The organism is Mycolicibacterium austroafricanum (genome assembly GCF_000612725.1).
GTDB lineage: Bacteria > Actinomycetota > Actinomycetes > Mycobacteriales > Mycobacteriaceae > Mycobacterium > Mycobacterium austroafricanum.
In genome coordinates this window covers 381,870-393,778 of sequence record NZ_HG964452.1, presented here as the reverse complement: position 1 = coordinate 393,778, position 11,909 = coordinate 381,870, and the positions used below count along the sequence as shown (strand labels likewise).

Genomic DNA, 11,909 nt, shown 5'->3' with positions numbered 1-11,909 from the left:
CAGCACGATGTAGATCACCACGGAGGTCACGGTTGTCAGTTCTCCTGCGCTCGTTTACGCACCCGCCCCGATGGCGGTGTGCGCAGGCCAACGTACGGCCGGGCAACGGGGAGTGACCTGCGCGTTGACGGTTTCTTGACGGTCCCGCCAACGCTTTTTACGGACTCCATGCGGGGCGTCAGGACGGCGTCAAAGTCTGGGAACCTCCCGTGAAGGATCCGTAAGGATCACGGACGGCTCCCAGGCTGCGCGAGTACACCGAATTCATGACGCTCGTGGACGTTCCCCCGGCCAGGCATCTACTGCCCGCCTCCATGAATTCCGTGCGACGCATCCTGTCGATCGCTGGATGCGGACTGCCGGCCGCCGCGTTGGGTGATCCTGCCGTGGCCGCATGCGTGCGCGCGCAAGGCGTCGCGGTGGCTGTCTGCGGCGGGGAGGAATTGGATCTGGCTCGGGCCGCCGGTATACGTCCCATTCACGTGGTGCTGCGCTGCGACCGGGTGAGCGACACGATCCGCCGCGCGGCGGCGCTCGGCGTCGTGCGGTTCGTCGCGTCGACCGACCGGCACATCGACGTTCTGACCGAATGCCCGCAGCCGACGAAGCACGTCTACCTGGACGACCGGGGCCCCGCGGTGCTCGGCGAGCACCGCCTCGACGTTGTCGGAATACATTGCGACATCGATGATTCCGCGGGTGCGGCGGAGTGGGGTGCAGCGACGGAACGCGTGCTGTGCCGGGTGGCGCTGTTGCGCAGCTGCGGGTCGAACCCGACCCGGATCAGCCTGGCCGGCGGGGCAGCCTCGAGATGGCTGGGCGGCCGGACGGGGGAGTTGCGGGCGATCGCTTCAGCGGTCGACGACGCGCTCGACGAAGGTTGTGCGCGGTGGCGCATGCCACGGCCTGCGGTGATGTTGGCCCCGCTGAGGCCGTGACACGACCGGGTGATCAGCGTCCGACCACCCCGGCGGCGCGAGCTCGGTCCACCATGCGGTCCCACGCGCATTCCCCGGCGACGAACACGATCAGCACCGTCGCAAGGGCTATCGACGTCACCGTCCAGTACGCCACCGGCGACACCGTTCCCGGCGTCGCGGACAGCAGCATGGCGAAACTCGCGACGACTGCGAACACGGCGGTCAGCCACGTCAGCCGCGTTTCACGCGCGGCGTGGTCCGTTGCCTGCGGATAGTCGATGATGCCTGCCATGCCACCACGGTGCGGCCGTTGGCTGAGAAGCCGCTCACCTATGACTGTGAAACGCCTTTGAACTCGGCGGCGAGGTTACGCCGGCGGCGTCTCATGGGTGACGGCCCGATATCCGTGGGCTCCTGCGCGTTGGACGGTCGCCCGCACGATGCCGACGATCAGGCCCTGGATCGCGGCCGCCGTCATCACCGTCGCGGTGGAGTGGCTGAGGTCCTTCGGATCGGGCGGCTCGGCGTCGTTCTCGCCGATCCGCTTCCAGATCTGGCCGAAGATCGCCCCGGCCAGCAGGCCGCCGCCCACTCCGGTGGCCACCGACAGCGGCGTGTACAGCGATCGTGCGAGTCTGCTCATCATCACTCCAAGTCGCTCCAATATGTTTGCGGCGCAGCGAGGCTTGCTGGTCGTCTACCCAGGCGGACGCTGGTCAAACCCGGTGCACGGCGGCATCGCGGGTGGGAGGATCGGCCGGTGGACGAGGATGGCGGGGCAGACGACGCGAGTCGGGATACCCGTCGGCGCAACGAGACCGCGACCGAGCGGCTGGATCGCAACTGGGCCAGCCTGCTGCAGGAGCTTCGCGTCGTGCAGACCGGTGTACAGCTGTTGACCGGCTTTCTGCTGACGCTGCCGTTCCAGCAGCGCTTCGACATCCTCGACGACTCGATGCAGATGGTCTACCTGGCGACGGTGTCTGCCGCAGTGGCCTCGACCGCTCTGCTGGTCGCCCCCGTGGGCATGCACCGGCTGCTGTTTCGTCGCCACCGCCTCGATGCGCTGGTGCGGGCCGCCCATCGGTGCGCCTACGCCGGGTTGGTGCTGCTCGCAGTCGCCGTGACGGGGATGACCGTCATCATCTTCGACGCCGTGGCGGGCCTGTTTCCGGCGCTCGTCGCGGGTGGCTGCGCCCTGATCCTGTTCATGATGTTCTGGTTGGTGCTGCCCCTGTCCATGCGCGACGGCGCACCGAAACCCCCGACACCGTAGTTTCGGCCCGGCCCGCTCGGGTACGCGTGCGCCGTGAGCGATGATGTGACACCCGAAGGGGTGATCCCGTACCCCGGCCAGACCGCGGACATGACACCACAGCCGCGCGACGAGATGCGTGACTACACCGGCACCGGGCTGCTCTCGGGTAAGCGTGCGCTGATCACCGGGGGAGACTCCGGGATCGGTCGGGCGGTCGCGATCGCGTTCGCCAAGGAGGGCGCCGACGTCGCGATCGCGTACCTGGAGGAGCAGGCCGACGCTGCACACACGGTGTCGCTGATCGAGGCCGCCGGGCAACGCGGCATTCAGCTGCCGGGCGACCTGGCGGATCCGTCGCACTGCCGCGGTGTCGTGGCGGAGACGGTCAAACAGCTTGGCGGACTGGACATCGTGGTCAACAACGTGGCGTTTCAGTCGCCGGTGTCCGACCTCGCCGAGATCAGCGACAAGCAGTGGCGGCGCACGTTCGCGGTCAACATCGACAGCTTCTTCCACGTGACCAAGGCCGCGCTGCAGCATCTGCCCGACGGGTCGGCGATCATCAACACCGGCTCCATCAACGGACTACGGGGCAACAAGACCCTCATCGACTATTCGGCGACCAAGGGTGCGGTCATCGCGCTGACCTACTCGCTGGCCCAGTCGCTGGCCGACCGCAACATCCGCGTCAACTGTGTGGCGCCCGGTCCGGTCTGGACTCCGCTGATTCCCGCCACCATGGACGCGGAGAAGACGGCGTCGTTCGGCGAGCACGTGCCGATGGGCCGTGCCGCGCAACCGGATGAGATCGCGCCCTCCTATGTGTTCTTCGCGGCGTCGCGGATGTCGTCGTACTACAGCGGAGAGGTGCTCGCCCCGATCGGCGGCGAAACTCTGCCCGGCTGAGCTGCTCTCAGGGGCGCACGTACTTGAGGTAGACGTAGTCGTCGGCGCCGGCCAGGAGGTGCGCCAGCCGCAGACCCGGCGGGCTGGTGAGGCGCGCCGGTCGGCCCACGCCGAGGGGCTGGCTGCCCGCCAGCCGCGGCGCCAGGGTCACGCACAGCTCGTCGACGAGGTCGGCTTCCACCAGCTCGTTGAGCAGCGTGGGACCTCCTTCGCACAGGATCCGGTGACTGCCCTGCGCCCGCAGCCGGCGGACAGCCTCGGCGAGGTCGACCTGCTCGTCGCCGCAAACCATGACCTCACAGGACTTTTCGACGCCGGGCGGCCGGGGCTGCCGCCCGCGGGCGCTGGTGACCAGGATCGGCGGGACGGAGCCGAACATGCTCTCGGGCAGCCGGCCCGACCGGGACACCACCGCGATCGCGGGCGGCTGCTCACCCAGTCCCAATTCGCGGCGCTGGGCGAGATGTTCTGCGCGCAGCCGCACCGGGCCGTAGTTCTCGGCGCGTGCGGTGCCCGCGCCGACGAGCACCACGTCCGCGTAGGCGCGCAGCGCGAGCAGCAGCGTGTGGTCCGCCGGGCACGACAGCGGCCCGGCCCGGCCGGCGAAGCCCGCGGCCCCGTCCGCGCTGAAGATCATGTTCGCCCGCAGCCCCGCCGGCGCGGGCCGGTAGCCGTGGTCTTCGACGGCCGCACCCTCGGCCAGCCTCCGCACCGTGGTCATGCCTCGTGGCCGGGCTCAAGGTCGCGGACGTCGGAGAACGTGATCAGGTCGCCGAGGTTCTCGGGGGCGCTGCCCGCGACCGGCTCGAGGAGGTGGCCGACGTGGTCGCCCACGTCGAAGCGGCGCAGCACCCGCCCGACGAACCACCCTGCCGCCGCGTCGAGGATCGGCATCCCGTGCGGCCCCGGGTGCCACGCGCACTGCGTGAACTTGTCCGCGGTGTCCCCGGTCTTCTCGCCGAATAACCGGGCCAGGTCCAATTCGGTACGGGGCAACAGGTGCAGGGCCAGATGGTCGGCGTCTGCGGCCACCCCGAAGGTGTGGTTCTTGCGGGACAGACCGACCAGGAACCTGGCCGGGTGGATGCTGGTCTGCGATGTGAAGCCGACGAGGCAGCCGGACCGATGGTCCCCTGCCGCGGTCGTGACGACGAACATCGGGTAGTCGAGAAGCGAGGTCAGCTTCTCGAACGCTTCGGCGCCGCCGTCGTTGTGCTCGTCCATAGCCGGTTGGATCACCGTTTGGCGAACACTGCCCCGAGTGCGTCGCGGGCGCGGTCCAACACCGATGCGAAGGGGCCCGCGGCGAAGTTGGCCGCCGCGGATTCGACCCCGGGGTGCGGATGGGTCGGCGCGATCCGCTCGGCGATCTCGACGGCGTCGGCGAGCTTGGCCAGCTCGTCGTCGCCGACCGCGGCCTCCAGCGCCGTGAACTCGAGCTCTTCCTCGTGTCGGGCGTGCTCGAGCACCGCCGCCTGCAGATGGATCAGCGCCTTGCTGAACTCGGCGCTGTCGATGGGCAGCTTCTCGATGTCGCGCAGCAGCACCTTGGCGTCGTGCTCTTCGACGAGCCGGTCGTCGGCGATCTGCTCACCGCCCTCGACCTTGCGGCGCACCCGCGGGTGAACCACCATCTCTTCGGCGGTCTCGTGGACCGCGAGCATGGTCCGCAGCCGGGTGAACGCCTCCTGGCGGGTGGACGCGTCGGCGGCGTCCAGCGTCTCGATGAACAGTGCCTTGATGGTCTCGTGTTGCGTCTTGAGGTAGTCGACGACGTCCCGAGCGGATCCGATGGTCGGTGTGCTCACGTGAACCTCCGTGCTGCAGTAGATCTTTGGGCTGGGTGCGGGCTCGCGTCTTCGCGGAGCGCCAGCGATTTCGATACCCGGAACCACCCGCCCGGAAACACGACGTAGCACCACCGCGGCGTTTGAATCCACCGACACTGGGTAGTGAGCGGCCCATGAGGGCAGTCACCTGGCATGGACGGCGCGACGTACGAGTCGACTCCGTCCCCGATCCGAAAATCGAAGAGCCCACCGACGCGGTCATCGAAGTGACGTCGACGAACATCTGCGGCTCCGACCTCCACCTCTACGAGGTGCTGGGCGCGTTCATGAACGAGGGCGACATCCTCGGACACGAGCCGATGGGGGTGGTCCGCGAGGTCGGTAGCGCGGTGTCGAATCTGGCAGTGGGGGACCGGGTGGTGATCCCGTTCCAGATCTCCTGCGGACATTGCTTCATGTGCGACCGCAAGCTCTACACCCAGTGCGAGACCACCCAGGTCCGCGACCAGGGGATGGGGGCGGCGCTGTTCGGCTATTCGGAGCTCTACGGCTCGGTGCCCGGTGGGCAGGCCGAGTACCTACGGGTGCCGCAGGCACAGTTCACCCACATCAAAGTCCCTGACGGCCCGCCGGATTCGCGGTTCGTGTATCTGTCCGATGTGTTACCCACCGCGTGGCAGGCGGTGGCCTCCGCCGACGTGCCCGACGGCGGCACGGTCACGGTCCTCGGCCTCGGCCCGATCGGGGACATGGCCGCCCGGATCGCCCAGCACCTCGGCTACCAGGTGTTCGCGGTGGATCTGGTGCCCGAGCGGCTGGACCGGGCCATCGCGCGCGGCATCCACACGATCGACGCGTCGATCGTCGACGGGTCCGTCGGCGACGAGGTGCGCCGCCTCACCGGCGGGCGTGGCAGCGACTCGGTGATCGACGCCGTCGGCATGGAGGCGCACGGGTCGCCGGTGGCCAAGATCGCCCAGCAGGCCACGGCGCTGCTGCCCGACGCCGTCGCCAAACCGATGATGCAGAAAGCCGGGCTGGACCGCCTGGACGCGTTGTACACCGCGATCGACTGCGTGCGGCGCGGAGGCACGCTGTCGCTGATCGGCGTGTACGGCGGCATGGCGGACCCGATGCCGATGCTGACGCTGTTCGACAAGCAGATCCAGGTGCGGATGGGGCAGGCGAACGTCAAGAAGTGGGTCGACGACATCATGCCGCTGCTGACCGACTCGGACCCGCTGGGCGTCGACACCTTCGCCACCCACGTTCTGCCGATGGAGGAGGCTCCGCACGCCTACAAGATCTTCCAACAGAAGCAGGACGGTGCGGTGAAGGTCATCCTGCGGCCCTGACCTGGTGCGACGGTGTGGGCTGCGTGCGGGCGGGTACCTCTTGGAAACAGCCACGCCGATGCGCTGGGCTGTAGGAGGTAGCTGGGTTTTGTCGGGTGATGGCCGGGGAAACCTCAGACATACACATTGATGACGTAGGAGGTCGATTCATGCCGAACACATCGATCAAGAACGAGAAGATGTACGAGGATCTTCGGCGCGAAGGAAACTCGAAGGAGAAAGCGGCCCGCATCTCCAACGCCGCTGCGGCGCGCGGCAAGTCCAGCGTCGGCCGCAAGGGCGGTAAGTCGGGGTCCTACGACGACTGGACGGTCGGCGATCTCAAGAGTCGCGCCAAAGAGCTTGGTATCTCCGGGTATTCACACCTGAGCAAAGACAAATTGATCTCCAAGCTGCGGAACCACTGAGGTCATGTCGGTCACCGCATTTCAGGACCTGCCGTTGGCCGATCGCGACCGCGAGTGGGACGGCGGCGCCGCGGAGAAGCGCGTGCGCCGCTGGGCCGACGCCACCGACGATCCGAACCCGAAGTACCGCGACGCGCACGTCTGGTACGACCAGGATAAGAAGTCGAACTTCACCGCGTACAAGCTGTTGATCGCCGACGTGATCGACGGTGAGCTGCGCGCCGTGCCGCGTGGGGTGATGGCGGCCGGCGCGATCATGCAGGGTTCGCGCGGTGGAATCGATCTGCCGCCGAGCGACATTGATCGCGTGAAGAGTCACCTGGCGAAGTACTACGCCAAGATGGGTGACGAGCCGCCGTGGGAGAAGGACTAGGCGTCAGCCGTCGTCGCTGCGGGCCTCGGCGCCGGACTCGCCTGCGTCGAAGTCGTCATCGCCGCCGGCGCGGCCGACGTACGGTCCTTCGCTGGGGTCGTCGGTGTCCTTGGCTGCCCGCGACCCCGCCACCTTCGGGTCCTCGTCGATATCGGACTCGGCCTTCTCAGAACGGGGCTCACTCATTTCGGTGGCATGCCCGCAGGTAGGGGGTTCGAAACGTAGGACGCACGCTGTGACGTCGCCCGGCATCCGTTTGGGTGCAGAAGGCTCGGGTACGCCCTCGGCATGGCAGAAAACGCGATACCCGTTCGCGCGCTTGGGCTGATCTGCAGCCTCAAGCCCAGCCCGGCGCCGTCGAGCAGCGCCCTGATCGCCGAGCACGTGTTCGAGACGCTGCGCGAGCAGGGTGCAGAGTGCGAGGCGGTGCGCTGTGTCGACTTCAACATCGCCCCTGGCGTCGAGGCCGACATGGGCGACAGTGACCAGTGGCCGCAGATCCGGCAGAAGGTGCTGGCGGCCGACATTCTGTTGATCAGCACCCCGGTGTGGCTGGGCCATCCGTCGTCGGTGACCCAGCGGGTGCTGGAGCGCTTGGACGCGGAGCTGTCCAACACCGACGACCAGGGCAGGCCCGCGATGGCGGGCAAAGTCGGCATCGTCAGTGTGGTGGGCAACGAAGACGGTGCCCACAAGGTCGTCGCCGACGTCTTCCAGGGGCTCAACGACGTGGGTTACAGCATCCCCGCGCAGGGCTGCACCTACTGGAACGGCCCGGCGATGGAGAGCACCGACTACAAAGACCTCGACGAGGTGCCCGAACAGGTGGCCTCGACCACCGCGGCTGCGGCGCGCAACGCCGTGCACCTGGCCCGCGCGCTCAAGCAAGCGCAGTACCCGCCCTACCAGTGACGCTCTATCCCGAGAGGAGTACTCATGCCTGACACATCGCGAGATCCCGTCGACCACGCCCGCACCTACCGGCAGCATGCCGGCGAGACGATGAAGGCCGGGGTCAACGCCCCGGGCCTGATCGCGGTCGGAATCGGTGTGCTGAGCCTGGTGATCGGGCTGTTCTCGTTCGCCAACGGCAGCAGCATCACCGGTGTCGTCGCAGTCGTCGTGGCCGTCCTGCTCGTCGGTGGCGGCCTGGCATGGCTGGCCCGCGCCCACCACAAAGTGCAGAAGAAACAACAGGATTGGCACCGGGAGCACCCCGAAGCGCCATACGAGCCGCCCACCAGCTGACCGAATCAGGTGGGCGACAGCCAGGTCATCGCCGCGGCGACGAGCGCCTGCGTGGCGGTGTCGAGCGTCGGTTGGATTACCGGCGCGAATCGCGGTGAGTGGTTGACGGCGATGTCCTGGTTCACCGATCCGGCTTCTGCCGCTGACCGGTAGGCGTCGGGGTCGACGCAGCCGACGCCCCAGTAGGTGTAGGGCGCACCGAGTGATCTCGGAATCTCGCTGAAGTCCTCGCTGCCCACGCCCTGCGGCAACTCCACGCATCGTTCGCCGAACATCTCGGAGAACGCGTGGGTGACACGCTCGGTGGTGGCTATGTCGTTGTCCGTCACGGGAAACCGATCGGACAGTTCGAACTCCGGATCCCTGGGCGATCGCGACGCCGCGCATTCGGCGGTCACGATCCGGCGGACGGCTTCGAGTACGTCCGTGCGTGTGTCGTCGTTGAACGTACGGATGTTCAGCTGAAGGACGGCGCGGTCGGGGATCACGTTGCTCTTGGAGCCCGACGTGATGCTGCCGACGGTGAGCACGACGGGCTCTACCGGGCTGACCTCCCGCGAGACGACCGTCTGCAGTCGCACGACGATCATCGCGGCGAGAACGACCGGATCCACGGACGCTTGCGGCATCGAACCGTGACTTCCCCGGCCGTAGACGGTGACCCGCATGCTGTCGGCAGATGCCATGAAGGGGCCGGCGTGCATGCCGATCGTGCCTGCGGGAAAAGGCATCACGTGTTGGCCGAGGCACACGTCGACGTGAGGCAGAAGCTTCGCCAGTCCGTCGGCGACCATGCCGCGCGCTCCGTCGCCAGTCTCCTCGGCCGGCTGGAAGAGCCCCACGAGGGTGCCGCCCCAGCTGCCGCGTCCGTCGGCCAGAAGGCGCGCAGCGCCGAGCAGCGCGGTGACGTGGAGGTCGTGTCCGCAGGCGTGCGTCACGGGAACCTCGTGGCCGTTCGGGTCGGTGGCGCGCTCTGTGCTGGCGTAGGGCAGGCCCGTGTCCTCCAGCACCGGCAGTGCGTCCATGTCGGCGCGGAGCAGCACCGTCGGGCCGGGGCCGTTCTCAAGGATGCCTATCACTCCGGTGCCGCCGATTCCGTCGTGCACGCGATAGCCGGCTGCGGTCAGCGTGTCGACCACTTTGCCTGCGGTTCGGTGCTCCTGGTGGGACAGCTCAGGATGGCGGTGGAGGTCGCGGTAGAAGTCCTCCTGCCAGGAGCGGATTCCGGGCAGGCCGTCGAGGACGGTGGTTGCCTGGCTCGAGGGCGCCATGGCAGCTCCTAGCAGTTGAGTTCTCCTGGGGCTAGTTGAGTTGATACCCCATTGCCTCGCCTGGGCAGAGGCAAACCGCAAAGCGGCGGCTCGTTAGGATCAGCGGCCAGGCCCCCATAGCCCAATTGGCAGAGGCAGCGGACTTAAAATCCGGAAAGTCTGGGTTCGAATCCCAGTGGGGGCACCCTATATCGCCTGCTAGAGACCTATTTCTGGTACCTAGCTCGTCTAACTAGCGGCCGTCATCGCGGCGTGAACGCGGCGGGCGGCGGGATCGTGGCGGCGGGTCCGCGTTCGTAGCTAACACGCCCACCTGAGCCCTTCAGAGCTGCGTAGGCGTGTTGCCGGTCCGGTATCGCCCGGAAGGGTCGGTGAAGGCTCGGCACTGTCAGCCGCCGATTGAGGGGTTGGCATGATCGCGCGACCGCCGGTATCTTGGTGACTATTCCGGGCAGCATGAGCCGGTGATGATCTGATGCCATCGCGGTGCGCGGTGGAGCCATGTGGGTGGCGGTGAAATCCCGCCGAAGTAGCTATCACGTTGTGTGAGCACTTCGGGAAGAAGTAGGGCCTAAGCGCAACAGCGCCGAGCGGACCCGAAACTTTCCGGGGTGCTCTTTTTGTTTTCCCCGGACTAGCCGGAAGGAAAATGAAAATGAACGACGACAACGCTCTCTACATTGCCGGACTTGCCCCGATCCAAAAGAAGATCGTGGAGTCCGAAACCGAGAGCATCACCGAGCGGTGGGAGTTCGGCCGCGTCCTGGTCAACCTTCGTGTTGGCAAGCAACTACCGAAAGGACTCCGCGCGGCGGTCACAGAGGAGTTCGCACTGGAGGCTTCGGAGATCACGCGGCGAATGCAGTTGGCCGAGCGCTTCCGCACCCGTGAGGAAGTTGTGGACGCGTGCACAACTTACGGAGGCTCGTGGCGGCGCATCATTCGTCATGAGCTGACTAAGCAGCAGGTGATCGATGACGAAGGATGGGCCACCCGCGCCCAGGCTCGGCTCCATCGGCTAGTGGCCGAGGTCTGAACCACCCCGGGTTTGATGCACACCTTCTTTCGAGGGAAGGTTGTTCGCATTATGCCGAGGAAGTACGACGACGAGTTCAAGGCCCGGGCGGTGCGGTTGGTCACCGACCATGCCGAGGAGTACGACAGCCGCACGGCCTGTATCAGCGCGGTGGCCAAGCGGTTGGGGGTGTCCTACGAATCGCTGCGCCGCTGGGTGAACCAGGCCGAGGTGGATACCGGGGTCCGTGACGGTGTGCCCACCGATACGGTGCGCGAGTTGCGCGAGCTCAAGCGTAAGAATCGTGAGCTTGAGGAAACCATCGAAATCCTCAAGGCGGCAACAAGTTTCTTCGTGCGGGAGAGCGACCCGCGACACCACTGATCTGTGCGTTCATCGCCGAGCATCGTGCTCGGTTCGGGGTCGCTCCGATCTGCCGCGTGCTCACCGAGCACGGCTGCCAGATTGCCCCGAGAACCTTCTATGCCTGGCTGACCCGACCCCCGTCAGCGCGGACCCTCTGGGACACCGTGATCACCGAAGTGCTGGCCGGCTTCTACGAACCTGACGAGCACGGCCGCCGGAAACCTGAGTCGTTGTACGGCGCCACCAAGATGTGGGCTCACCTGCAACGCCAGGGCATCGCCGTGGCCCGTTGCACCGTGGAACGCCTGATGCGGGCCAACGGCTGGCGTGGGGTCACCCGCCGCAAAAAGGTTCGCACCACGATCGCTGACCCGGCCGCGGCGCGGGCAGCCGATCTGGTCAAACGCCAGTTCCGGGTGCCCGCCCCCAACGTACTGCTGGTGGCGGACTTCACTTACGTCCGCCTGGCCAGCGGAGCGTTCGTATACACCGCGTTCGCCATCGACGCCTTCGCGGGCCGGATCGTCGGGTGGACCTGCTCAGCCAGCAAGGAAGACAGGTTCGCGCGCCAGGCGATCCACCATGCCGCACAACTCCGAATAAACGAAGGTAATCCGTTGTTGGGCAATACTATTCACCACAGCGATGCAGGCTCGCAATACACCTCCGTGCGGTTCGGCGAGACCCTGGCGCTGTCCGGACTGGTGGCGTCGATCGGCACAGTCGGGGATGCCTTCGACAACGCTCTGGCCGAGACGACGATAGGGCTCTACAAGACCGAAGCCGTCCGCGACGACTCACCGTTCCGGCGAGGTCCGCTGCACCGCCTGACCGACGTCGAACTGCTCACCGCTGAGTGGGTGCACTGGTACAACACCGACCGGCTCATGCACCGCCTGGGCCGCATCCCACCGACCGAGTACGAGACCATCCACTACGCTACAAACACAGCCCAGCCAGAGGCTGCACACCAGTAACCAGGTGTGCATCAAACCCGGGG

Annotated in this window: 17 protein-coding genes and 1 tRNA gene; 11 read left to right on the top strand and 7 right to left on the bottom strand. The window is 67.0% G+C overall.

The features are described from left to right. Positions 1-266: 266 nt before the first annotated feature. Positions 267-938: a type III PLP-dependent enzyme domain-containing protein gene (locus tag BN976_RS12340; protein ID WP_011781904.1), complete on the top strand. Its 672-nt coding sequence runs from the start codon at positions 267-269 to the stop codon at positions 936-938. Positions 939-951: 13 nt separating this feature from the next. Here the strand turns inward: BN976_RS12340 and BN976_RS12335 are convergent, their stop codons facing one another. Continuing rightward, positions 952-1,212, bottom strand: a complete 261-nt coding sequence (locus tag BN976_RS12335) for a hypothetical protein (RefSeq protein ID WP_036371007.1) — start codon at positions 1,210-1,212, stop codon at positions 952-954. Positions 1,213-1,287: 75 nt separating this feature from the next. Further along, on the bottom strand, positions 1,288-1,563 hold the full coding sequence (locus tag BN976_RS12330) for a DUF4235 domain-containing protein (protein WP_036371409.1): 276 nt from the start codon (positions 1,561-1,563) through the stop codon (positions 1,288-1,290). A 117-nt stretch (positions 1,564-1,680) separates the two neighbouring features. On the opposite strand from BN976_RS12330, the gene BN976_RS12325 reads away from it, so the two are divergent. Both BN976_RS12325 and BN976_RS12320 read left to right on the top strand, forming a co-directional pair. Further along, positions 1,681-2,196: a DUF6328 family protein gene (locus BN976_RS12325; RefSeq protein WP_011781901.1), complete on the top strand. Its 516-nt coding sequence runs from the start codon at positions 1,681-1,683 to the stop codon at positions 2,194-2,196. Positions 2,197-2,229: 33 nt separating this feature from the next. Beyond that, positions 2,230-3,084 (top strand): SDR family oxidoreductase, encoded by an 855-nt coding sequence (locus tag BN976_RS12320; RefSeq protein ID WP_036371005.1) that lies wholly within the window; start codon positions 2,230-2,232, stop codon positions 3,082-3,084. A gap of 7 nt (positions 3,085-3,091) precedes the next feature. On the opposite strand, the gene BN976_RS12315 is transcribed toward BN976_RS12320, so the two are convergent. From BN976_RS12315 to BN976_RS12305, 3 genes are read right to left on the bottom strand one after another with little or no spacing between them, the layout of a single operon-like run. Next, positions 3,092-3,805, bottom strand: a complete 714-nt coding sequence (locus tag BN976_RS12315) for a pyrimidine reductase family protein (RefSeq protein WP_036371003.1) — start codon at positions 3,803-3,805, stop codon at positions 3,092-3,094. Further along, a complete protein-coding gene (locus BN976_RS12310; RefSeq protein ID WP_036371000.1) occupies positions 3,802-4,308 on the bottom strand; it encodes a flavin reductase family protein in 507 nt (168 codons plus the stop codon). The genes BN976_RS12315 and BN976_RS12310 overlap by 4 nt, the downstream gene beginning before the upstream one ends. Positions 4,309-4,319: 11 nt before the next feature. Next, positions 4,320-4,892, bottom strand: a complete 573-nt coding sequence (locus BN976_RS12305) for a hemerythrin domain-containing protein (protein ID WP_036370996.1) — start codon at positions 4,890-4,892, stop codon at positions 4,320-4,322. Positions 4,893-5,047: 155 nt separating this feature from the next. Here BN976_RS12305 and BN976_RS12300 point away from each other — a divergent pair, with 155 nt between their 5' ends. From BN976_RS12300 to BN976_RS12290, 3 genes are all read left to right on the top strand, one after another. Next, positions 5,048-6,229 (top strand): zinc-dependent alcohol dehydrogenase, encoded by a 1,182-nt coding sequence (locus tag BN976_RS12300; protein ID WP_036370994.1) that lies wholly within the window; start codon positions 5,048-5,050, stop codon positions 6,227-6,229. Positions 6,230-6,378: 149 nt separating this feature from the next. Next, positions 6,379-6,636: a DUF7218 family protein gene (locus tag BN976_RS12295; RefSeq protein WP_036370990.1), complete on the top strand. Its 258-nt coding sequence runs from the start codon at positions 6,379-6,381 to the stop codon at positions 6,634-6,636. A gap of 4 nt (positions 6,637-6,640) precedes the next feature. Continuing rightward, positions 6,641-7,009, top strand: a complete 369-nt coding sequence (locus BN976_RS12290) for a hypothetical protein (protein WP_011781893.1) — start codon at positions 6,641-6,643, stop codon at positions 7,007-7,009. A gap of 3 nt (positions 7,010-7,012) precedes the next feature. Here BN976_RS12290 and BN976_RS12285 read toward each other — a convergent pair whose 3' ends face one another. Continuing rightward, positions 7,013-7,195 (bottom strand): hypothetical protein, encoded by a 183-nt coding sequence (locus BN976_RS12285; protein WP_036370988.1) that lies wholly within the window; start codon positions 7,193-7,195, stop codon positions 7,013-7,015. Between the two features lie 102 nt (positions 7,196-7,297). Between BN976_RS12285 and BN976_RS12280 the strand changes: the two genes are divergently transcribed. Both BN976_RS12280 and BN976_RS12275 read left to right on the top strand, forming a co-directional pair. Further along, entirely contained in the window at positions 7,298-7,921 is a 624-nt protein-coding gene (locus BN976_RS12280) for a flavodoxin family protein (RefSeq protein ID WP_036370985.1), read from the top strand. A gap of 24 nt (positions 7,922-7,945) precedes the next feature. After that, positions 7,946-8,257 carry a hypothetical protein gene (locus BN976_RS12275; protein WP_036370983.1) on the top strand — a complete coding sequence of 104 codons (312 nt, stop codon included), beginning with the start codon at positions 7,946-7,948 and terminating at the stop codon, positions 8,255-8,257. Between the two features lie 5 nt (positions 8,258-8,262). On the opposite strand, the gene BN976_RS12270 is transcribed toward BN976_RS12275, so the two are convergent. Next, positions 8,263-9,528 (bottom strand): amidohydrolase, encoded by a 1,266-nt coding sequence (locus BN976_RS12270; RefSeq protein WP_036370981.1) that lies wholly within the window; start codon positions 9,526-9,528, stop codon positions 8,263-8,265. 110 nt (positions 9,529-9,638) lie between these two features. On the opposite strand from BN976_RS12270, the gene BN976_RS12265 reads away from it, so the two are divergent. The 3 genes from BN976_RS12265 to BN976_RS12250 all read left to right on the top strand — a co-directional run bounded on the left by BN976_RS12265 (position 9,639) and on the right by BN976_RS12250 (position 11,886). After that, positions 9,639-9,712 (top strand) — tRNA-Leu (locus BN976_RS12265). Between the two features lie 471 nt (positions 9,713-10,183). Continuing rightward, on the top strand, positions 10,184-10,564 hold the full coding sequence (locus tag BN976_RS12260; RefSeq protein WP_145977946.1) for a hypothetical protein: 381 nt from the start codon (positions 10,184-10,186) through the stop codon (positions 10,562-10,564). Between the two features lie 51 nt (positions 10,565-10,615). Then, positions 10,616-11,886, top strand: a protein-coding gene (locus tag BN976_RS12250) for an IS3 family transposase (protein ID WP_109489571.1) whose coding sequence is annotated in 2 segments (ribosomal slippage) — positions 10,616-10,889 and positions 10,889-11,886 — 1,272 coding nt in all. Because the reading frame shifts where the segments join, the coding sequence is not laid out codon by codon here. The last annotated feature ends 23 nt before the right edge of the window (positions 11,887-11,909 follow it).

Coding starts and splice junctions, on each gene's coding strand:
- BN976_RS12280 (WP_036370985.1), top strand. CDS start 7,298: ATGGCAGAAAACGCGATACCCGTTCGCGCGCTTGGGCTGATCTGCAGC.
- BN976_RS12290 (WP_011781893.1), top strand. CDS start 6,641: ATGTCGGTCACCGCATTTCAGGACCTGCCGTTGGCCGATCGCGACCGC.
- BN976_RS12340 (WP_011781904.1), top strand. CDS start 267: ATGACGCTCGTGGACGTTCCCCCGGCCAGGCATCTACTGCCCGCCTCC.
- BN976_RS12310 (WP_036371000.1), bottom strand. CDS start 4,308: ATGGACGAGCACAACGACGGCGGCGCCGAAGCGTTCGAGAAGCTGACC.
- BN976_RS12315 (WP_036371003.1), bottom strand. CDS start 3,805: ATGACCACGGTGCGGAGGCTGGCCGAGGGTGCGGCCGTCGAAGACCAC.
- BN976_RS12285 (WP_036370988.1), bottom strand. CDS start 7,195: ATGAGTGAGCCCCGTTCTGAGAAGGCCGAGTCCGATATCGACGAGGAC.
- BN976_RS12300 (WP_036370994.1), top strand. CDS start 5,048: ATGAGGGCAGTCACCTGGCATGGACGGCGCGACGTACGAGTCGACTCC.
- BN976_RS12275 (WP_036370983.1), top strand. CDS start 7,946: ATGCCTGACACATCGCGAGATCCCGTCGACCACGCCCGCACCTACCGG.
- BN976_RS12295 (WP_036370990.1), top strand. CDS start 6,379: ATGCCGAACACATCGATCAAGAACGAGAAGATGTACGAGGATCTTCGG.
- BN976_RS12335 (WP_036371007.1), bottom strand. CDS start 1,212: ATGGCAGGCATCATCGACTATCCGCAGGCAACGGACCACGCCGCGCGT.
- BN976_RS12260 (WP_145977946.1), top strand. CDS start 10,184: ATGAACGACGACAACGCTCTCTACATTGCCGGACTTGCCCCGATCCAA.
- BN976_RS12330 (WP_036371409.1), bottom strand. CDS start 1,563: ATGAGCAGACTCGCACGATCGCTGTACACGCCGCTGTCGGTGGCCACC.
- BN976_RS12270 (WP_036370981.1), bottom strand. CDS start 9,528: ATGGCGCCCTCGAGCCAGGCAACCACCGTCCTCGACGGCCTGCCCGGA.